Origin of the sequence: Arthrobacter sp. N199823, from assembly GCF_002929705.1 — a bacterium.
GTDB lineage: Bacteria > Actinomycetota > Actinomycetes > Actinomycetales > Micrococcaceae > Specibacter.
The window spans coordinates 475,160-499,143 of record NZ_PJIN01000001.1 but is presented as its reverse complement, the minus strand read 5'-3'; the positions used below and the strand labels follow the sequence as shown (position 1 = coordinate 499,143).

General features: G+C 58.0%; 15 protein-coding genes. 5 read left to right on the top strand and 10 right to left on the bottom strand.

Annotation, left to right across the window (positions count from 1 at the left end):
- The 4 genes from CXQ93_RS02150 to rfbA all read right to left on the bottom strand — a co-directional run.
- Positions 1-3,977: DUF4082 domain-containing protein (locus CXQ93_RS02150; RefSeq protein WP_258068531.1), on the bottom strand; the 3,977-nt coding region annotated here is incomplete at its 3' end.
- Positions 3,978-4,146: 169 nt separating this feature from the next.
- The gene (sufU, locus tag CXQ93_RS02145; RefSeq protein ID WP_062291316.1) at positions 4,147-4,608 is read right to left on the bottom strand and encodes a Fe-S cluster assembly sulfur transfer protein SufU; all 462 of its coding nucleotides are present in this window, start codon (positions 4,606-4,608) and stop codon (positions 4,147-4,149) included.
- The gene (locus CXQ93_RS02140) at positions 4,605-5,924 is read right to left on the bottom strand and encodes a SufS family cysteine desulfurase (RefSeq protein WP_374953380.1); all 1,320 of its coding nucleotides are present in this window, start codon (positions 5,922-5,924) and stop codon (positions 4,605-4,607) included. The genes sufU and CXQ93_RS02140 overlap by 4 nt, the downstream gene beginning before the upstream one ends.
- Before the next feature lie 430 nt (positions 5,925-6,354).
- Entirely contained in the window at positions 6,355-7,227 is an 873-nt protein-coding gene (rfbA, locus tag CXQ93_RS02135; protein WP_104108822.1) for a glucose-1-phosphate thymidylyltransferase RfbA, read from the bottom strand.
- Between the two features lie 52 nt (positions 7,228-7,279).
- Here rfbA and rfbB point away from each other — a divergent pair, with 52 nt between their 5' ends.
- The 5 genes from rfbB (at position 7,280) to CXQ93_RS02110 (ending at position 16,196) form a co-directional block, all read left to right on the top strand.
- Positions 7,280-8,311: a dTDP-glucose 4,6-dehydratase gene (gene rfbB, locus CXQ93_RS02130; protein ID WP_104108821.1), complete on the top strand. Its 1,032-nt coding sequence runs from the start codon at positions 7,280-7,282 to the stop codon at positions 8,309-8,311.
- A gap of 17 nt (positions 8,312-8,328) precedes the next feature.
- Positions 8,329-9,759 (top strand): bifunctional dTDP-4-dehydrorhamnose 3,5-epimerase family protein/NAD(P)-dependent oxidoreductase, encoded by a 1,431-nt coding sequence (locus tag CXQ93_RS02125; protein WP_104108820.1) that lies wholly within the window; start codon positions 8,329-8,331, stop codon positions 9,757-9,759.
- Positions 9,756-10,949 (top strand): L-2-hydroxyglutarate oxidase, encoded by a 1,194-nt coding sequence (lhgO, locus tag CXQ93_RS02120; protein ID WP_104108819.1) that lies wholly within the window; start codon positions 9,756-9,758, stop codon positions 10,947-10,949. The genes CXQ93_RS02125 and lhgO overlap by 4 nt, the downstream gene beginning before the upstream one ends.
- Before the next feature lie 510 nt (positions 10,950-11,459).
- Positions 11,460-14,069, top strand: coding sequence for a WecB/TagA/CpsF family glycosyltransferase (locus CXQ93_RS02115; RefSeq protein WP_104108818.1), 2,610 nt, complete (start codon positions 11,460-11,462; stop codon positions 14,067-14,069).
- 117 nt (positions 14,070-14,186) lie between these two features.
- Complete coding sequence (locus tag CXQ93_RS02110; RefSeq protein ID WP_104108817.1) at positions 14,187-16,196, top strand: DUF4082 domain-containing protein; 2,010 nt, start codon at positions 14,187-14,189, stop codon at positions 16,194-16,196.
- 69 nt (positions 16,197-16,265) lie between these two features.
- Here the strand turns inward: CXQ93_RS02110 and CXQ93_RS02105 are convergent, their stop codons facing one another.
- The 6 genes from CXQ93_RS02105 to CXQ93_RS02080 form a co-directional block, all read right to left on the bottom strand.
- Positions 16,266-18,107, bottom strand: a complete 1,842-nt coding sequence (locus CXQ93_RS02105) for an O-antigen ligase (RefSeq protein ID WP_219817310.1) — start codon at positions 18,105-18,107, stop codon at positions 16,266-16,268.
- Positions 18,108-18,297: 190 nt separating this feature from the next.
- Entirely contained in the window at positions 18,298-19,089 is a 792-nt protein-coding gene (locus tag CXQ93_RS02100; protein WP_104108815.1) for a hypothetical protein, read from the bottom strand.
- 87 nt (positions 19,090-19,176) lie between these two features.
- Complete coding sequence (locus CXQ93_RS02095; RefSeq protein WP_104108814.1) at positions 19,177-20,046, bottom strand: glycosyltransferase; 870 nt, start codon at positions 20,044-20,046, stop codon at positions 19,177-19,179.
- Between the two features lie 78 nt (positions 20,047-20,124).
- The gene (locus tag CXQ93_RS02090; RefSeq protein ID WP_146073135.1) at positions 20,125-21,267 is read right to left on the bottom strand and encodes a glycosyltransferase; all 1,143 of its coding nucleotides are present in this window, start codon (positions 21,265-21,267) and stop codon (positions 20,125-20,127) included.
- Positions 21,264-22,517, bottom strand: a complete 1,254-nt coding sequence (locus CXQ93_RS02085; RefSeq protein ID WP_104108812.1) for a glycosyltransferase family 4 protein — start codon at positions 22,515-22,517, stop codon at positions 21,264-21,266. Before CXQ93_RS02085 ends, CXQ93_RS02090 begins: the two co-directional genes overlap by 4 nt.
- A complete protein-coding gene (locus CXQ93_RS02080) occupies positions 22,514-23,977 on the bottom strand; it encodes an oligosaccharide flippase family protein (protein ID WP_104108811.1) in 1,464 nt (487 codons plus the stop codon). Before CXQ93_RS02080 ends, CXQ93_RS02085 begins: the two co-directional genes overlap by 4 nt.
- Between the last annotated feature and the right edge of the window lie 7 nt (positions 23,978-23,984).

Here is a 23,984-nt window from a genome sequence, read left to right as displayed (position 1 = left end):
ATGACGTCGACGAGGTAGCTGGCCGAGGACCCGTTCACTGGATAGTTGGAACCATAGGCATACACCGCCGACCCAGCCGAGACATGCAGCGGACCAACACTCACATCAGAGCCATAAGCACCTGGCGTTGCCGAATACGTACCCACCGGATTGCTATAAGCCGCCGTGTACACCGTCCCAGCTGTTATCGCCACAGGAGTTGCAAACAACACGCTCTGCCAACCCGTGGTCGACTCCGAAGCAAATACAGCCTGAGCCAACACCGTCCCATCAGCCTTATACAAATAACCTGTATGAGTCCCCGTATTCCCCGGCCCCTTATAGAACTTCACCCCAGTCACCGTGCCAGCAGAAGCAGCACTGAACTTCACGCCCAAAGACAACGGCGTCCCATCAGCAATCGAAAGCACACTAGGCACCGCACTGTCCTGATACAAACCACAAGGACAGCCCGTCGAATCCGGCTTCACCGTGGTAAACGACCACACAGCACCCGCCGTCACAGACCCACCACCAACACCAGTAGCACTCACCGTCGCCGTATACGAGGTGCTCTTCGCCAATGCCGCCGACGGCACAAACACCACCTTCCGGCTCACCGCATCATAAGAAGTAGCACCAGCAACCGAAACACCAGCCGCCGTCTTCAACACCAAACTCACACTGCCCGCCGTCACATCCTTAGACAACACAGCAGAGACCGGCGTCGAGACCCCAACACTGCCAGCACCACCAGCAGGCACCTGCCCCGTCGCCACCAACGGTGAGGCAGGCTGTGCGAATATGACGTCGACGAGGTAGCTGGCCGAGGACCCGTTCACTGGATAGTTGGAACCATAGGCATACACCGCCGACCCAGCCGAGACATGCAGCGGACCAACACTCACATCAGAGCCATAAGCACCTGGCGTTGCCGAATACGTACCCACCGGATTGCTATAAGCCGCCGTGTACACCGTCCCAGCTGTTATCGCCACAGGAGTTGCAAACAACACGCTCTGCCAACCCGTGGTCGACTCCGAAGCAAATACAGCCTGAGCCAACACCGTCCCATCAGCCTTATACAAATAACCTGTATGAGTCCCCGTATTCCCCGGCCCCTTATAGAACTTCACCCCAGTCACCGTGCCAGCAGAAGCAGCACTGAACTTCACGCCCAAAGACAACGGCGTCCCATCAGCAATCGAAAGCACACTAGGCACCGCACTGTCCTGATACAAACCACAAGGACAGCCCGTCGAATCCGGCTTCACCGTGGTAAACGACCACACAGCACCCGCCGTCACAGACCCACCACCAACACCAGTAGCACTCACCGTCGCCGTATACGAGGTGCTCTTCGCCAATGCCGCCGACGGCACAAACACCACCTTCCGGCTCACCGCATCATAAGAAGTAGCACCAGCAACCGAAACACCAGCCGCCGTCTTCAACACCAAACTCACACTGCCCGCCGTCACATCCTTAGACAACACAGCAGAGACCGGCGTCGAGACCCCAACACTGCCAGCACCACCAGCAGGCACCTGCCCCGTCGCCACCAACGGTGAGGTGTCTGTGGTTTCAAAAATGGCGTCCACATAGTAGTTGCTGTTTTCATAGCTGTCCGTGGGGAAGCTGCCGTTGGTGTTGTACACGCCCGCTGGAGCGGCACCAAATCCGCCTGCCGCCGTCAGTGGTGCTGCAGACAGGCCCTTGTAGTCCCAGTATCCGGTGGCGTAGGAGTAGCGGCCATTGGGGGCTTGGTAGGAGACCACGTAGCTTTGCCCGGCTGTGACTTTAACTGGGGTGACAAACCTTGCGCTTTGCCATCCGCTGGCCGTTTCAGTGGAAAATGTCAGCGATGCCAGCTGATTGCCTGCCGCGTCCCAGACTGCGCCCGTATGGGTCCCTGTATTGGCTGCGCTCTTGTAAAAACGCACGCCGGAAATGAAGCCGTTTTGAGTGGGTGTGAAGCGTAGCCCAAGATTGGTGGCCCCGGTATCACCTGAGTCGATGACCTTCGGATCCTCATTGCCTAAGACGCTGTAGGGGCCCGCAACCTGGACCTGCCGGGTTGTCGGTACGTTGGGATAGTTGGCGCTATCGTCAATGCCTCGAACCAGCGTGTTCTGGGCCCCGAGCCCGTGCTGGATGTAGCTGTAACTCCAAGTATTGGTGCCCGTGGCAGGGTGCCAGGTGGTTCCGCCGTTGGTGGAAACTTCGACGCCGGCCACAACACCTCCGCTGTCCGTTGCGGTGCCGCTCAGCGTCACTTTTGCCCCATTGGCAACCGTTGCGCCGTTTGCCGGAGAGGTCACCACCACTACCGGAGCGGTGGTGTCGGTGCTGGCGCTTGCTGCCACCAGTGTTGGATCCAAGGTTGCTGGCTGGGCACCCATATCTGCGAAGAGGTTCACTTGGGCTTGGCGCATCCGCGCATCTGCTGGCGCCCCAGCGCCGTCGTGCGTTTGGTCCAATCCCCAAGACCATTGCACGCTGCCGGCGGAGAAGATCAAGGCCCCGGCAGCATTCTTGTAGAGGGTGATGTTGTGCGTGGTGGTTCCTGGCAATACCGCATTTCCGTAGTCCTGAAGGTACTGCGGGGTGCTGCCAACCGTGGTGGAAAGCCGGATGAGGCCTGCCGGCCGGAAGCCATTGTCAAGGTCTTCGTTCGATTCATAGCCCACGGTGCGCGGCGCCAGGGCAGCCTTTGTTCCTGCTGCCAAAGAGGTGAGGGCAGTGTTCCGCCACAGCCGGGTTTTTCCTTCCGCGGCGGAGACAGTCACCGGCAAATCCGTGTAGTTGGACATGTAGATGGTGCCGCTGAGTGCATTTTCAGGAATTCCGCCGCCGTTGGCTGGAGAGGCAAAACGAGGATCCCGCCACGTTCCGGTCCAATCCGCCGCCGGATCAATCTTGGCGTTTGACCAGGTTTCCTTATAAGAGGTGATGGTGCGGTAGGTGGAGTTGTCAGTGGTCGAGGCCTCATAGCGGGTGCGCCAATAATCGTCGTTCCCGGAAAGGAATTGCAAGTTGACCCCGGCATTGGCCGCTGCCGTGATGTTGGCCCGCTGAGCGCCTGACCAGTATTCGTCGTGGCCAACAGACAAGAACACCTTGTGGTTGGTCAGCAGAGTTCCGTGCCTATCAGTGTCAACACCGGCAATGTACGTTGTGTCGTAGCCGTTTTGTTCCAGGAACCGCACCATGGCGTATTCACTGGAAAAGTAGGCGTCCCGTCCATCAACATCGCCGCGTGTCACCACCGGGCGGTTGTAGCTGATCTTGAAGGCGCGCCCAATGGCCGCGCCTTGATAGAAATCGGCACCACCATAGGTGTTGTAGGCCTGCCAGGTTGGATCGGAGGTTTGAAAGACCACCTGAGCATGGCTGGCGTCATTGCGCACAATGAAGGTGATGTGGCTGCTGTTGCCGTTATCCTGGCGCTTCAAAAGCGCCACGTACACGCCGGAAACTGCTGTGGCCGGGACCGCCCAGGACGCCGAAAGGCCCCAGGTTCCGCAGTCGTAAAGCTGGGTTGCAACATCCGAGAGGCACTCAGGTTGCAGTTGGGGCAGGGCAGCTGACGGGCTGATGGAGGTAATCTTCCGGGCTCCCAGCCCTTGATACCAACCGGTGCGGTAGATGTCGATGGTGTAGTTGTGAGCGTCTGTCTTGATTTTGAAGCCCATGGTTTGACCCACGTTGACGCTGATGTCGGTGGAGAAGCCCTGAATGTCCGAGTCCCCGGCGCCGGAGATGTCCCAAACTGAGGGATCAGTGCCGGGCTTGCTGTTTTCACAAGAGATGGGGTTGCTGCCTGCGCCGCAGGGATCCGCTGCCGAAGCCCCGCTCACCGGGCCTAGCACCAACGTCACACCAACCAGAGCCCAGACTGCCGCCATGGAGAGGACCGCCAGTGGCCACCGGTACGGTCTCGCCGTGCCAGTTCCAGTGCGGGATTTTCTGCTGAGACCTGCTTGTGCATTTTTCATCGCTACCCTGAACGCCTTTTCTCGGTTCCCCAGACCGCCACCGTCTCCCGACAGGACTGGACTCAAACCGAGACTAAGCGCGAGCGGGCGGCACCGCAATAGAGATGGCAATAAACAAGTAGGCCAGCCACAAAAGCAAGTACAAAACAGCTACCTGGATGCGTAAAAGCTAACGGGTTTGGTTCAGCGCATCCTCGGCGGCAACCCAGGCGAGCATGGCGCACTTGACGCGGGCCGGGAACTTCGAGACACCCGAGAGTGCGGCGGCATCGCCGAGGATTTCCTCATCGGCTACCAGCTTCCCCCGAGATCGCATCACTTCACGGAAATTCGCAATCAACGCTGCCACCTCGGCGCGGTTCAGGCCCACCACCATGTCGCTCAGAATGGAGGCCGACGCCATTGAAATGGAGCAGCCATCCCCCGCCCAGTGAATACCGCTCACCTCATCCTCGGCAGTCTCGATCCGCAGCGTGATCTCATCCCCACACACCGGATTCAGCTGGTGGCACTGGCCCACGTTGGCCGGCAAGTGCTGCCCGTCCAACTGATCATCGCGCAAGTCACCGCCGCGCCTGGTCTTGGACTCTTCCAAAATGATCTGCTGATACAGCGAATCCAACGCGCTCACAATGAGGCACCTTCCACGCCAAAGTAGGCCCGCACGCCGGCCACCGCGGCCAGGAATGCGTCAACTTCGGCAGTTGTGTTGTACAAATAAGTGCTCGCCCGGGTGGACGAGTTCAGGCCAAGGCGGCGGTGCAGCGGCTGGGCGCAATGGTGCCCCACGCGGACGGCGATGCCAGCAGCGTCAAGGAACTGTCCGACGTCGTGCGCGTGCACTCCCGCCACCTCAAAGGCGGCCAATCCTGCCCGGGGAACGCCCGCGGGAGGACCCAGGACTCTGATTCCTTCGATCCCTTCCAGCCCCTTCACCAGGCGCTTGCCCAGCTCTGCTTCCCACGCATGAATCCGGGCCATGCCCGTCTCGCTCAAGTAGTTGCAGGCGGCGGCGAGGGCTGCAGCCTGCGAGATGGGCTGGGTGCCAGCCTCGAAACGCTGCGGAGCCGGCAGGTAGCCAGCCTCCTCCATGGTGACGGTGGTGATCATGGAACCGCCTGTCAGGAACGGCGGCATGGCGTCCAACAGCGCGGCGCGGCCGTACACGCCGCCAATGCCTGTAGGTGCCAGCATCTTGTGGCCGGAGAACACGGCAAAGTCCACGTCGAGAGCCTTGACATCAAGGGGCAGGTGCGGGGCCGATTGGCAGGCGTCAAGAACCACCAGCGCACCAACGGCATGTGCCAGTGCAACCAGCTCGGCCACCGGGTTGATGACGCCGGTGACGTTGGAAACATGAGTGAAGGCCAGGACTTTGGTGCGCTCCGTGATGAGCGTTGCGGCTGCTGCCATGTCCAGCGTGCCGTCGTCGTAAATGGGGATAAAGCGCAAGGTGGCACCGGTGCGGCGGCACAGCTCCTGCCAAGGAATCAGGTTGGCGTGGTGTTCCATCTCGGTCACCAGGACCTCGTCGCCAGGGCCCACCGCAAACTTTTTGGCGGCGTCGCAGACCTTGCCAACGCTGGCGTTGCCAAATGAATAGGCGATCAGGTTCAGGCCGGCGGTGGCGTTCTGCGTCCAGACGAGCTCGTTGTCGTCGGCGCCAATAAAGGCCGCAACTGTGCTGCGGGCATCTTCAAAAACATCCGTGGCAGCTACGGCTAGAGTATGGGCGCCGCGGTGTACTGCGGAATTGCGCTGCTCGTAATACTCCTGCTCAGCCTCCATGACGCTGAGCGGGTTTTGCGAGGTGGCCCCCGAATCCAGGTAGACCAGCGGCTGTTCATTGACAAGCTGCTCGAGAATGGGGAAGTCATTGCGGATCCGCAAGATCTCTGTGTCCGTCAACGGAAGGGAGTGGCCATGATTGGCTGTTCCAGTCACCAGTTGTGCGCTCCTTGGCAATAGTGCGGCAGGCCGCCCATCGACCTGCACCGGACGCGAGGCAATACGTCACGTCCTGCTCACCTAATTGTCGCACTGATCGCGGAACTGTGCCCATGAGGCTACCCTTTGCGCGGTCCCTGACACCGTCATTGGTGGCCTACAAAAGCCGCTTGAGCGCCCTTTCCAGAATTTGGAATGATTCCAGATTATGTCTTTCTTCGTTATCCCCGTTATTTTTTATTAGGAAACTTGAGCGCTAGGCATCACTGCTTTTTTTGGAGTCACAAAATTGACTAGGTACTTGAAAAATACCCAGTCACATGAAAACAGCTCCTTGGTTTCCATGAATCCTGACCGCCCGGACGTTAACAGGCTCTGGCGAGTCTGACAGGACGGTGCTAGTGACTATTCATTCCTGCTGCTGTGGGTCCTATTCCGGGCCGGCCTCCAGCAGCTGGAGCAGGTATGCTCCATAACCACTCTTGACCATGGGTTCAGCACGTTGCCGGAGTTCTTCATCGCTGAGGAATCCACCGCGCCAGGCGACTTCTTCTGGTGAGCCAATTTTCAGACCTTGACGGCTCTCGACCGTGCGAACAAACGTCGAGGCATCGTTGAGGTCTGAAAACGTCCCGGTGTCCAGCCAGGCAGTTCCTCTGGGAAGTAGCTCCACGTGCAGCTGTCCGCGTTCCAAATAGGTGCGGTTAATGTCTGTAATTTCCAGCTCCCCACGGGCTGATGGTTTCAGGTCCGCAGCAATGTCAATGACATCATTGTCGTAGAAATACAGTCCGGGCACGGCGTAGTTACTCTTCGGGAATTCAGGCTTTTCTTCCAAGGACAGCACCCTGCCATCGACGTCGAATTCAACCACACCATAGGCCTTGGGCTCCTTGACCCAGTACCCAAAGATGGATCCTCCGGTGACATACTCGTGCTTTTGCAACTGAGTGCCCAACCCTGGCCCATAGAAAATATTGTCACCCAGAACTAGCGAAACTGTGTCGCTACCAATGTGTTCGCGGCCCAGGAGGAACGCCTGAGCCAGGCCGTCAGGTGAGGGTTGAACCTTGTAACTGAGGTTGATGCCAAACTGGGATCCGTCTCCGAGCAAGCGGTGGAATTGTTCGGCGTCGTGGGGGGTAGTGATGATGAGGATGTCCCGGATGCCAGCCAGAATTAGCGTTGACAGAGGGTAGTAAATCATCGGCTTGTCATACACCGGGACAAGTTGCTTGCTGATACCCAAGGTGATGGGGTGCAGCCTTGAGCCGGTTCCACCGGCAAGAATAATGCCACGCATTAATACCGTCCTGTACCTCTTTTTGCGCCTCGTCTGACGCTACGCTGGGGACATGATGCAAATTCTGGTGACCGGCGGTGCCGGTTTTATTGGGTCCAACTTTGTTCACTATGTCATGAAGCATAGTGATTTCCAGGTAACGGTAGTGGATAAGTTAACCTATGCAGGCAATTTAGCCTCGCTGGCGAATCTTCCTACTGAAAGATTCCGCTTTGTTCAGGGAGATATCACTGACGCGCAGCTGGTAGATAGACTGGTCCGCACTGTTGATGCTGTGGTTCATTACGCCGCAGAATCGCATAACGACAATTCCTTGGCAGACCCGGGCCCCTTTCTAGCGACTAACATCATGGGTACCTATACCCTTCTCGAAGCAGTCCGTAAGCACGGTAAGCGGTTCCACCATATTTCCACCGATGAGGTTTACGGCGATTTGGCTCTCGATGACCCCTATCGATTCACCGAACACACCCCCTACAACCCCTCGAGTCCCTACTCTTCAACAAAGGCTGGCTCAGATCTGCTGGTTCGGGCGTGGGTGCGTTCCTTCGGGGTTGCCGCAACCATCAGCAATTGTTCCAATAATTACGGCCCCTACCAGCATGTGGAAAAATTCATTCCCCGTCAGATCACCAACATCATCGACGGCATCCGGCCCAAACTTTATGGTTCCGGAGAGAACGTGCGCGACTGGATCCACGCGGATGACCATTCCTCCGCCGTGCTCACCATCTTGGAAAAGGGCGTATCCGGGGAAACTTATCTCATCGGCGCTGATGGGGAACACAACAACAAGAGCGTCATCGAGGCAATCCTAAGCGGCATGGGCAAGTCAGCTGATGACTACGATCAGGTCACGGACCGCCCCGGGCATGACTTGCGCTATGCCATCGATTCAACAAAGCTACGCACCGAGCTGGGCTGGACCCCCTCACACGCTGATTTCACGGCCGGATTGGCGGCCACAATCCACTGGTACCAAGCCAACGAGGATTGGTGGAGGCCACAAAAGACGGCCACAGAAACCAAGTACGCCGCGGCGGGGGAACAGACCCTATACCCCACTGCGGCGGCCCCTCAATGAGTCACGATGACGCAGCGATGAGCCCGAGTCTCCAGTTTGGGAAGCCACTTGCCTCAAGAACCACTCCGATCCCCGGGGTTGTGCTCTTTGACCTCCCAGTTCACGGCGATAACAGGGGTTGGTTTAAGGAGAACTGGCAGCGCGAGAAAATGGTCGCTGCAGGATTGGCTGACTTTGGCCCCGTGCAAAACAACATCTCGTTCAACGAAACGGCAGGCACCACCCGGGGCATCCATGCTGAGCCGTGGGACAAGTTCATCTCGGTTGCCACTGGTGCCGTGTTTGGAGCCTGGGTAGACCTGCGCGAGGGTTCTAGTTTTGGATCCGTTTTTACAGCTGTGTTGGACCCATCCACGGCAATTTATATCCCCGCCGGCGTTGGAAATGCCTTCCAGACTTTGGCCGACGGCACCGCCTATAGCTACCTCGTCAATGATCACTGGTCCGCGCAAGCGCAACACCTGTATACATTCTTAAACCTTGCCGATCCCACAGTGAACATCGCCTGGCCTATATCTCTGAAGCAGGCCGAGCTCTCCGAGAAGGACCGCAACCACCCATTTTTGTCCGAGGTAGTGCCCATGAAAGGGAAAATGACGTTGGTGCTTGGTGCCAACGGCCAGCTAGGCCGGGCCCTCAAGGAATTCTTCGGCGCCGATCCCACCGTGCACTATGCCACCCGTGCCGACCTTGATCTGGCGGGACCGGAACCCTTTGCAGATCTCGATTTCTCTCGCTACGGCACGGTTATCAACGCCGCGGCCTACACCGCTGTGGACGGCGCGCAGTCACCGTCCGGGCGGGCAGCCGCCTGGGCTGTGAATGCCACCGCCGTCGCCGCCCTTGCACGGGCCTGCACCGAGCACCGCATCACCTTAGTGCAGATCTCAAGTGACTACGTCTTTGACGGCACGCTCGAGATCCATGGCGAAGGCGAGCCGCTTTCCCCCCTTGGAGTTTACGGCCAGTCAAAGGCTGCAGGAGATGTAGCCGCGGCGACCACGCCCAAGCACTTTATTGTGCGCACCAGCTGGGTAGTGGGTGACGGCAACAACTTCGTCAACACCATGGCCAAGCTCGCTGCCAAAGGCATCAAACCCCACGTGGTGGACGACCAATATGGCCGCTTGTCATTCACGGTGGACATCGCCCAGGCCATCGGGCACCTCTTGGTGACTCGTCCCAGCTACGGCATCTACAACGTCACCAACACCGGTCCGGCCCAGACCTGGGCAAGCATTGCAGCGGATGTCTACGAACATCTGGGCTATGCCCGCGGAGACGTCACAGGTACCAGCACAGCTGCTTACTTCAAGGACAAATCTGGCATAGCCCCGCGGCCAACCCATTCCACCTTGGATCTGGCAAAACTTGAGGCTACCGGGCACACACCCCTGCTGGCCCAGCAACGGCTGGCGGAGTACCTCAGCGCCTGGTCAGAGGCATGACAATGGTCAGGGCCGCCGTCGTGGGCGGTGGAATCATTGGTGTTGCGGTAGCCCGTGAGCTTTTGCATTCCGGAACTGCCAGCGAAGTGGTGCTGTACGAGAAGGAAACCGCGCTCGCTCACCACCAGACGGGACACAACAGTGGCGTGGTTCATGCCGGGCTGTACTACGAACCCGGCAGCCTCAAGGCGCAGTTATGCCGGCGCGGCGTGTCCCTATTGCGGGAGTTGGCTACTCAACGCAGCCTTCCGTTCGACGAGTGCGGGAAAGTGGTTGTTGCCCGTGATGGCAGCGAACTGAGCCGCCTTGATGCCATTCTTGAAAGGTCGCTGGCCAACGGTGTTCCGGGTGTCCGGCTGATCGACAGCAGGGAGCTGGCTCGCCTTGAGCCGCACGCCCGAGGCATTGCGGCCTTATTCTCCCCGACCACCGCCATTACCGATTACTCAGTTGTGACCCGGGCGTTGGCAGAGGAGTTCGTGGAGGCCGGGGGTGAATTGCGGCTGGGCACTGAAGTCATCTCGCTCCAGGACCACGGCTCTGCTGTGGAGCTCGGAACCAGTGCCGGCACCGAGCGGTACGGGCTGGTTGTGAATTGCGCGGGTCTACAGTCGGATCGCGTCGCCAGAGAATCCGGCGACGCAAAAAACCCCCGCGTTGTCCCCTTCTTCGGCGCCTACTTCCTACTCAAAGCCGATCGCCGGCACCTGGTCAACGGCCTCATTTATCCTGTGCCGGATCCGCGCTACCCGTTTCTGGGAGTGCACCTGACTAAAAGGATCGACGGCGCCATCATGGTCGGACCGAACGCATTCCTTGCTGGCGGCCGGGAACTCTACGGCCCGTGGCAGCTCTCCCCCAAGGACTTGGCAGAAACGGCTGGCTTCCCAGGATTCTGGCGGTTCGCCGCCGGCAACATCCCTGCTGCACTCCGGGAGGGCCGCACGGTGGTGAGCAAGAAGGTGTTTATTGAGGCGGCACGGGCCTACGTTCCCGAGCTGGCGGTAGAGGACGTCATCCCGGGTGGCCGCGGCATCCGGGCGCAGGCCATGAATCAGGACGGGAGCCTGGTCGATGACTTCGTCATCACTGGATCATCCAAGATGGTGCACGTGCGCAACGCCCCATCTCCGGGCGCCACCTCATCGATGGCAATTGCCGAACATATTGTGCACGGGATTGCCCACTAAGTAGCCACCCGTCCTACTCACAGGGCAATGCGCTGCCCTGCGAGCCAAACCAAGTACCCCCTTGCGGTAGCTGAGTTTTTGCGAGTACTGGGTACTCTGGCGACCAGCTTTTCAACCCCATAGTGTCGGCAGCGACGGGTCCATTCAGGGCACCTGGCCGATCCCGGCTCGGGCGCCTTCTGGTTCCGTCCCGCCGCGTATTCAAGGTCTAACACGGCGGACTCAACTCGGAGTCGTCGGGGGATCTCATGCACGGGTGCACGTCTCAGCGCACAGTCTTAGGTGTGCGCTGCCGTTTCGCCATGGGGCACGTGCTAGTCAAAGTGCACTTACTTGCCAACACCGGGAGTGCCTCCAACAGTCTCTGCCGTTTCGCAACATCGGCAACATCGAGAACCCCGCGCGCATTCCACAGACCGAGCGCCACCTTCGTTGCGCCTGTGCGCGGCACTACCCGCCCCCATCGTCTCGGGGCTATGTGCCCCACTGTCTGGAAAGCCGGTCCTCACTATGACAATTGACATTACCGAATCCATGTTCTCAGCAGGGATTCCAGTCCATCTCGTTGATTTTGACAAGACGATGTCGATTATTTCCGATCGCCTAACCACCCCTGCGCAGCTGCCGCTGTGTGTGGTGTCCATCAATCTGGACCACATCCACCACTTCGGGACTGCCGGACGATGGAATGGCGCACTGGAACATCCTGGCCAGGCAGAATTTTTGAACTTGATTGACGGGGCCCCCATTGCAGCCCAAGCGAGGCGTTCAACGGGACGCTACTGGCCACGGTTAGCCGGCAGCGATCTGATTGAACCAATTTTGGATTTGGCCGCCGTCCACGGCTCCCGCATCGGATTTCTCGGGGGATCACCAGAGACCCAGATGGCTCTGCGGCTCCGGCTGAGCGCGGAGCGGCCGGATTTGTTGATCTCAGGCTGGTGGTCCCCCGAGCGCAGCGAGCTATCTCAGCACGGACACTGCACACGACTTGCCGAGGAAATTCGCGCCGCGGACACCGACGTTCTTGTGGTGGGTTTGGGTAAGCCCCGGCAGGAGCTGTGGATGGCCGAGTATGCTGCGCAGACTGGGGCCAAAGTACTTCTGGGCTTCGGTGCCGCTGTCGATTTCATGGCGGGCCAAGTCGCGCGGGCGCCCCGATGGGCCAGTGACAACGGGCTCGAGTGGGCGTGGCGGCTTTCACGTGAGCCCCACAGGCTTGGGCGGCGCTACTTGGTGGACGGACCGCCGTCGTACTTGGCATTGAGGTCAGGGACAACACCGGCAAAGCATTCCGAAGTCCACTTGGTCAGGCCCCAGCCGGTCTCTCCGACGATCACCCGGCCATCGGGGAGTTTCGCCAGCCCCCAGGACATCGCGGATGTGGCTGTTCTGGTGGTCACCTACAACAACGCCGACGACGTGCCCCACCTCATCAAGTCGCTGCGCGCCGAAACGGCTGATCAATCCATCAGGGTGATCGTGGCAGACAACTGCTCCAAGGACGGGACTTTGGCGGAGCTGGCCAAGTATCCGGACGTCATTTCCTTTAGCTCGGGCGGAAATCTTGGGTATTCCGGCGGCATCAATGCTGCGGTCAAGCGTGCAGGTGCGGCGCATAATTTGCTGATCCTCAACCCGGATTTGACTGTAGGCAGGGGCGCCATCAGAGCCATGCTTAGCCGGATGGAAAAGTCCGGCGCAGGTGCTGTTGTGCCCCGGCTGATTGACCCCGATGGCGCCACCTACCCATCGCTGCGCCGGGAACCGTCGATTAGCAGGAGCCTTGGAGACGCTGTGGCCGGAAGCCGCTTCCCCACCCGTCCTGCTTGGCTTTCAGAAATGGATATGGACTCCGAAAGCTACGTCTATGCCCATCGGGTGGCATGGGCAACCGGGGCGGCGTTGCTGATCCGCTCGGATCTGGCAGCAACGTTGGGTCCTTGGGATGATCGCTACTTCCTCTACTCCGAGGAGACCGACTATTTCCGCAGGATCCGCAATGCCGGAGAATCCATCTGGTTTGAGCCTCTCGCTGCCATGAACCACGAGCAGGGCGGCTCCGGCACCTCGGACAGCCTACTGGCGCTCATGGCTGTGAATCGAGTGCGGTATGCGGCTGCACACCATTCCCGTCCATATGCTCTGGCGGTGCGCACCATTACCGCGGCGGCTTCGGTGGCCCGGTTCAATCAGTCCGGGCACAGGCTCGCAGCCTCAATGCTCTTGGGATTCCGGTCGTGGGCGACTCTTCCTCAAGCTTCGGTGGAAGAGAGTATCCCGACGCCTGCCAGCGTTTTCCCGTCGGGCACAGTCATCATCCCCGCCCACAACGAAGCCACAGTCATAGCCCGGACGTTGCGGCCCTTGGCTGCACGTGCGGCGGCCGGGGACATCGAAGTCATTGTCGCGTGCAACGGATGCACCGACGCCACCGCTGCCCTGGCGGCTAGTTTTCCAGGTATCACTGTCCTCGATCTCACCGAGCCGGGCAAAACCTCAGCCCTGAACGCCGCTGACGCGATCGCCACACGCTGGCCGCGCCTGTATCTTGACGCAGACATTGAAATGACCGAGCAGGCGGTGTCCGACGTGTTTGAGCACCTTGCCCGGCCGGGTGCTCTGGCTGCCCGCCCTGCGTTCACTTATGACACGGCCGGCGCCGCACCGTGGGTTCGTGCCTACTATCGGGCAAGGACCCGCATCCCCTCCATGCATACGCATCTGTGGGGAGCGGGTGTCTACGCTGTCAGCGCCGCCGGACACACACGTTTTCCACGATTCCCTGATGCCACGGCCGATGACGCCTACATTGACTCACTCTTTGAACCCGAAGAGAAAGCCATCCTACCCACCACCCCGGTGGTGGTTCGGGTCCCCCAATCAGTCAAGGAGCTGAACCGCACCCTACGCCGGATTTACCGAGGAAACCTTGAGCTGCCGTCCAGTTCCGGGCTGGGGTCAGGACTTGGCAACCTCGTGGCCAGTGTGAGTGGGCCCTTGGCGCTCTTTGACGCTGGTGTCTACGCTTCAGTAGCCCTTTCGGGAAAGTTGGCGCGTGGAAAATCGTTGACAATTGATGGCGGGTGGGACCGGGACGAAAGTAGCCGAAGCGCGTAAATTGGGCAAATTTCAGCCATCGCGCCCCTGATTGACAGAAGTCCGCTATGTTACGATTTGATCTCGGGGGGAGATTGCCTAGGTCTAAAACGACACTACTCAGGACTATCCCAAACTATGGAAACTCTTACTGCGCACTCGCAGTCCGAGCGGTCACCGCACCGCTGGGGCTATTCAAGACGCCCTAAAACAACAATTGCTGGCATCGCAGCATTGGCACTATTGGTTCCGTTTTTCATTGGAACCACTGCTGGAAACACACCTAGCTACGCATCCACGCTTTCCGTGATCGAAGACTCCGTGCCCCAGACATTGGTGGACCCGGATACGGTCTCCGTTGAGCTCGGTGCCAAATTCACAACTTCGCAGGACGGCACTGTTTCGGCTGTTCGTTTCTACAGGAGCGACAGAAACACAGGACCCCACGTAGTTAATTTGTGGTCACCTCAAGGAAAAGTCCTTGCCACGGCAACTCTGCCCGACACCGACGGGATGTCCGTTGGCTGGCAGACGGTAACGTTGCCGACGCCCGTCGAGATCTCCAAAGGTGAAAAATATGTGGCCTCATACATTGCGCCCAACGGCCGTTACTCAGCGGACGAGCAAGGGCTCAAGGAGGCTAAGAGCGACGGTCCACTGACCATCCTTGCCAGCGGTGGCGTCTACGCCTACGGTAATGGCGGCACCTATCCAAGCAACACCTACAAGGATTCAAACTACTACGTTGACGTAGTGTTTACCCCTTCAACACCCACCGCGCCGGCCACCACCGCACCTCCAACGGTGAAACCAACGACACCACCCACCACCGCGCCACCCACCGTGACCCCCACGACACCACCCACCACGGCGCCACCCACGGTGACCCCGACGATAGCGCCCACCACAGCCCCACCCACCGTGGCCCCAACTACGCCGCCAACCACCGCACCACCCACGGATCCGCCTGCCATTGGCACGTTGAACCTCCCCCGCATCCCGTGGGAGGGCGGCTCCAGCTACTGGAAGCAGTTCAAGCACGCCAACGATGCGGGCTGGTCTGACCCGTCATTTTTCCCTGTCGTTGTCTGGTACAACGGCATCAGCTCCAACGCAGAAGCACAGTATGACAAGAAGAACGGCTTCAACACCTATATTGGCATGGACGCCAACACGCCCTACAGCCTCTTCAAGGACAACGATGTCTTCTGGATCGGAGGGAAGCTGAACAGTACCTTCACTGATTCCAGCACTAACTGGGTTGGCAATTTCTTAGATGACGAAGTTGATGGTCGGTTCACACCCGTCGAGGGCCGTAAGTGGTTGCAGTCGCTGAAGGACCAGAATGCGGGCAACGGCCGCTTTAACTACTCCAACTTTACGCAAATGGTGATCAGTAACGACATGAATGCCTCCGATTCGCAGGCGTTCGTGAACAACTACACCGACGCCGTGTCCCTGGACATGTATTGGTACACAGTCCCGTTCTGTAGTTGGACCCCCTACCGTCAGAACTACATTACGCCCGTGACCCAGGAGAACTGCCGCACGGCTTCTAGCTACGGCAAGTCAATGAAGTCCCTGAGGCAGCAAGATGCGGCCGACGGAAAGCTGCAGGCGCCATGGCAGTTCATTGAACTCCTCAATGGGGGCCCCGGTGGCGGCCCATTTACGGCAAACATCACCCCCGGTCAACTGCAGGGGGCGGTTATGAGCTCAATCATCAACGAGGCCCGAGGGCTGGTCTACTTCAACCAGAGCCTCTCAGGCTCTTGTCAGGGTGGCAGCGTGTTGCGGCAATCTCAGGTGACAGCTAATTTCTGTGGAGAACCTCAGGTTGATGCTGCGTCCAAGGTCAACAGTCAAGTCCATAAGCTGGCTCCGGTGCTGAACACTCAGTCCTACCAGTACTCCTTTGGTGCCGGCCTCGACACGATGCTCAAGACTTATAGCGGCTCAGCATATGTCTTTGCCATGGTCGATGGCAGCTCGAAGCCCGGAAGCCGTGTCTTCCAGCTTCCTAGCGGGATAAAGGCCACCTCCGTGGAAGTGGTTGACGAGAACCGAACCATTGCTGTGGGTGCTGACGGCAAATTCACTGACAACTTCGCCAATGAATACAGCTACCACATCTACAAGATCGACTAATTAGCTCCGAACCAGAGTGTGGCGTGGATCCTTGCACAGGAACCACGCCACATTGCTTTGACGCCGGCCCTAGTGCCCCGAATATTCCTTCGCTCTGGCAGCCCTTACCCTGTGAAGCTGTCGAATGCCACGGTCCAGAACAATAGCTGAGCTAATTGCCATGGCAACTGCTAACGCCCCAATGGAGAACAAGGCGTACTTTGTTCGTACCGGCACATAGCTCACTGAAACTTGCGCTGGCTGCCGTTCACTGGTGATCCGAGACTTCTCCCAAATGCCCATCTCTCCCTGCAGGTCCTCAACCAGCTTTTCAACGGCACCGGTAATTTGCTCCGCCTTCTCCATGACAGCTTCAGGGCTTGAGCCCACAATCTCCACGGCTATTGTGGGACTGTTGAAATTGGTTTGCCACTGCCCTCCGGCACTGGGTAAATAGACGGCTACGGCATCTCTGAGACCCGTCCCATAGAGTGGCGCCGTAGTTGGCAGGACCGTGGAATTGTGATGGTCATCCTCGTACAATCTTTGAATGACAGCCGCAAAATTCACAATGGATGATGCTTCCGTACGAAGTGCATTTCCTTTTGTGGCTCCGGGCGGGGCTTGCAAATCGATGTTGAAGTTTGCATAGAAGACACCTGTTGCGGAGCGGGCGCTCATGGCCAGAGGTACAAACAAGAGCAAGACCGCTAGCCCTGCATACCATCGTCGAAGTAACGATCCCCCTAGGCGCCTGACACCAGTATTCTCTTGGGGCCCAGCCCCATGCATTTCTGGAGCGAGCAACTCTGCGTCATTGACCTGACGGATGTTCCAATGCGCACCGCACAGACCAATCATCAGAAAGAGCATTCCCACGGCCTGAGGAAAGTGAAATGAGTCAAAGAATGCACTCAGGAGTGCTCCCGCCAAGACTGCTGCGCTCAGCGCAGGACCCATCGAGCCGACCAGTTGATCCGGAGCCCGACGGCGAAGAAACGTGGTGACCATGGCGGTGAGCACAAGCAGGATGAAAGCGGCCGCACCGATCAACCCTATCTCTATGATGAAACCAATGTATTGATTATCGAAGATCCGGTACTGGGGTCCCATTGTGCCCAGTCCGCGACCAAAAATCGGGGAAATACGAAGATAGTCGCCAACCACAGCGAAGCTGTCTGTCCGGGAATCCACACTGGGGTCATTTCCCGAAAACATCCCGATAATAGTTCCGCTGAGCCCTGGCACTAAGGCATACATGACCACTCCCCCGCCAATAGCTGCCCAAACAGCCATTTTCTTTACTGCAGGTTCCCATGTGGGGATTAGTACCAGTAATACCGCGACGATGCCTAGCAAGGCCGATCTGGTCACTGACAAGAATGCTGCCATGAAGATGGCAGCTACGGGAAACCACCGCAAGAAGACGGTGCGATGGGATTCGCGAATCGCCAAAGTCAAGGCGACGGGCAAAACCATGGACAGAACGGCCGCATATTCAAGTGCATGCCGTGCCGTCGATTCCGGTCGCACAAAATCGCCACGAGTATCGACTCCCCCGGTTCCACCGGAGGTCAACCCAGGTATTTGGATGGAATCTACAACGTTGTGACCGGTAAAAAATTGCACAAGTCCCAGTGCGGCATACAGTCCGCCTGCCAAAGATATCCGTCGGAGCAAGACTAAGAAGCGATCCCGACCAGTGATTCCGTCATTGGCTAACAACACAACACCCGCATACGAGGCAGCGTTAAGGAGAACTAAATTGGATGCATTCTGGTCAACAAAGGGCAGCGAGGACAACGAAGCGACGGTATAACTTGCCAACAACGATAGCACAAAGACTACGAACGCTATTCGGACCGGTTGCACGCGGCGGAACTCATTAGGACGTTGATGGCGCACTTGATGCCATATCCACCACAGCAGCATGCCAAGGCCAAAGATGGTGGAGAGGGATCCTGCACCTCCCAAAGGACCGATACTTCGATCGGAGGGAACCGCCACCAGCAAAAACAAATAGACCGTGAGTACAGTAGTCGCATCCGGTGAGTGCAATGCATGGGGCAGGGGCAGTTCCCTGCGGCCCCTCACGCCGATCAAGGTCTCACGTGAACGCATTTCACGTGCCAACGTCCACCGACTCGTCGCTGTCATCTCTGGCGCCGTCTTTACGCCTAGCACGGGCCCTTGGACGACGATGCGGGCCCTCGATGGGCAACGCTGCGTCAGAGGTATTGTCACTGACGATTCCCCGCAATCCCAGGGGTGCCTCGGGTAGCTCAGATCCGATGCTGTCGACCTGCGCCTTCGAGCGCTTTTCTCGCGACATTAGGCGGTCAATGAAGCCAGTTAGGAGTAGGGTTGCCGCCAATCCGCCAACGCCCGCCATTGCTGTCATCTGGATTTGCTTCTTGGAAATTTTGGTGGGTTCAATGTCCGAGGACAAGGACATCACAGTGATGACCGACTTCGCAGGAACTTTCAATTCCGTTTGAAGTGAGACAAGAGTCGAAGGTATCAATTCCAATGTCCCTTTGAGGAGTTGCATGGTTGCCTCGGGTGATTCCGCTCCAACGGTGACTGCCATGATGGGACCCGAGGTGGTTCCGTCTTTGGTTATGTCGATCGAGGACCCCGGGAATTTATCCAGGAGTGCAGCGGAGACCTCCGGAGAGGCTACCTTGACCTGCAAAACACCCAAAGCTTGCTCAAGACCACCGAGGTATAGATATGGATTGTCTCCCACTGTCACTGCGACTGAAGGCGGGATCAATACGACACTGGCTTTAGCTTCGTACGTGGGCGAGACCATACTAAACGCGTAGTAGGTAATGAAGCCTGTGATGAGCAGACCCGCCACCACAAAATACCACCGTCTAAGACAGCTGACCAGGATGTCCCTAACAAACATAAAATGCTCCCCCTACATTGATTCTCCGTGTGACGCCAACCATATACCCGCCGTACGTGACGACGTCTGAGAAAAGTTGAAATCTGTTCATGACGTTCTCGATGATGAGCCTGTTGCCAGACGGGTTTTGAAATTATCCAAGCCCTTCTTTCCGACCACGGCGAGAATTAGTTTCTTAGCTGCCCCCCGCACCGCCTCCTTGCTTGACCGGATCGGCGCCAGCACCAGCCTGTCAATCAAAATATCCAACGCCGAAGGCGTCTGAACTTCGTTGAGTCCAACCAAGAAACCATGCCGGAATTTTGCAGGACTAACCCGAATTCCGCGGACACGGTTACTCACGTTGCCGGTATGAATGACTTGCAGCCAAGCAGGGGCACCAAGCAATTGCACCTGAGGCATGGACTCTCCCAGCTTCGTGTGCCAATCCGACCAGCACGTACTGGGGTTGTCCCATGATTCGGCAACTGAACAAAAAGCGTTGACAGGGTCCTTACGCAAGTACAGCTTTCCGGCTTGCTGGATCAGCCCACGCGCAAGGTATATTGCAACCCGAGAGTCATCTTTGACTGCCAGTTGCAGGCGTTGCACAAAATCGACAGCAAGCCCGTCATCGTTGTCCACGTTTGTTGTCAACAAGACGTCCCCTCCCGCCCCCGTCACTGCATGGATATCCGCAAGCAAAACATCATGCGGCACCTCATCCCGATAAATCGGGGTGAAAATACCCAATTTTTCCAGCTCAGTGATGCGTTGGCGCAACCATTGTGGGCTCTGGGTGTCCAAGTAGATGACCCATTTGAAATTCCGTTCATTCTGGCCCGCGACAGCAGGAAGACAGTATCTCTCAAAAAGCGCCTGGCGGTTTCGCAACCACCCTTCCTGCGCTCGCACTAGACTTTCTACCCCTTGCGTCGGGAGGTTGAATCGAGTTAGTAGTACATGGTCAATTTGCAAGGTCCATCACCCTTTCACGCCGGTCTTTGGCATAGCTGAACATGTTGATTGGACTCTTGGGGAGGTTGCAGCCAGGTGTCACGAATGGTCACCTACAGCTATCAATGCCAACAGCTGTTTAGCTCTGGAGTCCCAAGTATGCCCAGCGGCAAAGCTACGGCGTGAAGCAACGTCTTCTTCAGATTGGTCCGCGTTCAGGGCTTGGTGAACAAGTGAAACAAAATCGCCCCGTGAATCAGCAACATCCACCCACTCACTATTGAGCCATCGTGCCGCTGGCAAATCTGAACTCACAACCTGCATTCCGGCCGCAAGGTAGTCAAGGGTTTTAATGGGGAAGCTGGCACGGTTGAAGGCGTTATCTGAATATGGTGTGATCCCCACTGCCATCGTGCTCATGCGAGCAAAAGCATCGTCTTCAGAAATTTCTCCCAGCCAGGACACACCATCTGACGTCAGGAACTTGTCCAAGCGCTGCCGTGATCGGGGGTCCCGTTCGCGTCGGGGTCCGATGACTTCAATTTTGACACCGCTGCTGACCAGTTGATCCAGCAAATCAAAATCCAACCTCTCATTGAGCTGCCCTACAAGCGCAGCCGCTGCCCGGCGGTGGCTCCTTCTGGACCCATGACTATGTGCTGGAAGGCAGCCGTTTGGCAAAACTACTGGCGTCTTGTTCGGGTTTCGTTGTGTGATCAGGCCACTCAATGACGGAGACACAACGCAGACAACATCGGCTGTGTCGATGTTGCGCTGCAACGTTTCCGCGACCTTCTGCTCCGATAACCCCATCATGGCCGATCCAGCAATCCAATCGTCAGTTACGTGCAGTACCTTTGTGCCGCCCAGTCCAGTGGGGAACACTTCTCGCGGTGAGAGCAGCACTGTTGCGCTGAGTTCCATGGGCAACGTCTGAAGTGTTGCGCGGATTGCCCTGCCAACAAGCTTGTTGGCCACGCTTCGAAGCAAGGGCCTAGTGAATCCGGGAGGAGCCGCAACACGCAGGCGCAACAACCCTGGTTTCAGACCGTCCAAGGCGTACCCGGGCCGAATCGGGGGGCACCCGCCGGATGCCGGCCCGGCCAACGGCACCGGTGGATCCACCCACAGCACCAACGACCTCTTCGCCAATGCTTCCGCCAATCGATGGTCGGTTCCTCGAGTGTTTTCCCACCGGCTTCCTGCGATCATCACGACAAGGTGCCCGGACGTGGAATTCATTTCTGCACCTGCTTGTTCTGAGCGACGGGATGGGCGTTGAAGTCATCCAGTGAATACCGGCCTGCAATCTTCGCCTTGAGTTGGCTTGTTTTGTAGCTCAGGAAACGCCTGGCCGAAGTACCTGCATGCCCAATCTTGCTTCGTGTTTGCGACCGAGGTGCGGCCACAGCCTGTTGATAGAAAGCCACTTGCTTCTGTGCGGCAACTTCTAGCGAAAAGCGCTCTTGCACGAGTGCCCGAGCGTACTCTCCAAGGTGGGTGCGCAATGTGGGCGCCTCGAACAAGCTTTCAAGAGTCTCCGCCAAAGCCTCAACGGACCCTTCGCTTCCCGAACCAACTCCGTACCAGCCTTGCCACAGAAAAGTCTGAACTGAGGACTCGTCCAGCAACTGCCAGAACCCCTGTTCGCCCTGCACAATCAACGGAGACCCAAAGGCCATGGCTCGTAATGCCGAGCCTCCCATGCCGATGCTGACATCCGCGCAAGCGTAAGCAGCTCGGGGATCATCCATTTCCCCAGCGAGAAAGATCCGCTGAACTCCTAGGGCCTCATTGATTGCCTGTGCCTGGGCTTGGACCTCATTCCTTGCCGGTCCGTCTCCAGTGATGATGAGCTGGACCGGATGCAAAGAATTGAGCCAGCCAACGGCCGTAATTGCGCATAGGATGCCTTCGAGCTTCATTTCGTGGGCTAGTCGGGAAACTATCGAGACGGTAAAAGTTTCCGTATCTGCGCCGAGCTCTGCAAGAAATTTATCTGATTGGAAATTGATCTCGGCGTCGTTGAGCACCATATCCACGGGCGGCTCGAGCAACCCCACCTGTTCCCTGCCTCGTGCACGCTCAACCGCAAGAATCTGTTCGGTACCCACCAACAACGGCATATTTGCAGGGATGAACGGGGCAACTGACATGGACATGACAGTGGTAGTAGCCACGGCCCCCGATGAGCCCGCACACGCTAGAGCCGCTTCGAGAGCTGGCGGCCATTCGTAGGCGTGAACCACATCGATGCCGCGTTCCTTCACAACCCGGCGCAAATGACTAGCTACACTTGGCGTGGGCCGGCGATGAACTGCCGGTGACGGTATGAACTCCAGACCTAATTCACTCACCCGGTCCACCAACGGCCCAGGCTGACCATAAACTACAACATCATGGCCCAGCGCCTTTACAGCGCCCGCCAGTTCGATGGCGTTAAGCTGGCTACCACCAATGGCCATGTCATGCGGATAGACAAGAATCTTCACGCTACCGTCTCCTGTTCCTTGCCCCAGTTGCGAATGGCAATGAGGTCCTTACGGTCAGCAATGAGTAACAGCACCATGGCCACTATTCCGAGCCCAGCTGCAGCAAGAACCGCCAGCCAGTCAGTCTCAATGGTTAGTGCCAGAAAACGACTGCCAACCGCTACTGGCACCACAGCCACCACGGCCGGCCACACCTTGGCCGCAAAGTCGGTTAGACGGAATCCCCGGGACTTGAGCATCTTCAGGTAGATCGGCAGTACCACCAGAGCGGCCACGGCAACCGGTGCCGCCGCCAATCCGGCCAGCCCACCCCAGTGTGCGCCGGCAAGCAGTGCAGGAATTAGGATCAGCAGCCAGAGAATCTGCACCTTGAAGATCGGTCCTGAGCTACCCAAAACCACTAGGTAGTCGTAGACCAGTTCAAACAGGATCCTGAAGGCAGCAAAGGCGGCGAGCCAGACAAGCGCCGTTGCAGCCGGAACCCACGGAGTTCCGTAAACAAAAGTCACCAGCGGCACTGCGACACCCGCCATGACGGCCACCACCGGGATCACTGCCGCCGTGACTACCCCTGTCAGCGACAACATGGCGGAGCGCATGGCTGGCGGATCGTGCTGCAGCTTTGCGAACACGGGTGGCGCAACACCTCGGAGGGGCTGGGAGAAGATGCTGGTGGGCCAACTCGAAAGGTTGAAGGCAAGAACGTAAAAGCCCAACGCCGTGGCCCCAAGAATCCGCCCGGCCACTATCTGGTCCGCATATCCAACAGCAAAAACCACGATGCTGGAACCGGCCAAGGGCAGGCCAAACACCAGCAGCGGACGCAATTTATCCTTGTTGAAGCCAAATCGAACAGGCAGCGGTGAGTACTTGATGAACATGATTGCTGCCACAACACTCGCCAGCACCCGCCCAATGGCCAGGCTCATGGCCCCGAGCCCGGCAACCACGAGCAGCACCGATACTATGGCTCCCAGCCAGACGTTGACCTGGTCAATGACCATTCGCCGGCCTTGCAGAAAGTCCCGCTGCATCAGAGCAGCAGGCGTAGCAACGGCGCCATTGATGACAACACAGGTGGCGATGACCCGGACCACATTGGTGGCTTCGGCATCCCCCATGGCCGCCGCGAAGTACGGTGCGCCTAGATACGCACCAATAAAGATGACTGTGCTGCTGACCACGGAAATTGTGGTGACTGTTCCAGCAATTTCCTTGGGATCTCCCGGCCAGCGGACAATGGCCAAGCTGACACCCAGTTCGTTGAAGCTCAATATGGCTATGAGTGCCACAAACGCTATGGCATAGGTACCGAACTGTTCCGGACCCAGCAGCCTAGCCAGCGCAATACCAATCCCGATGGTGCCGAAACGGGAAATGATGGTGTTGAGCAGGCTCAGCATGAATGCTCTGGATGCCGTGGGTGTCGCTGGATTCTTCACTCGAAGTGGCGCCGTCATGGAGAAT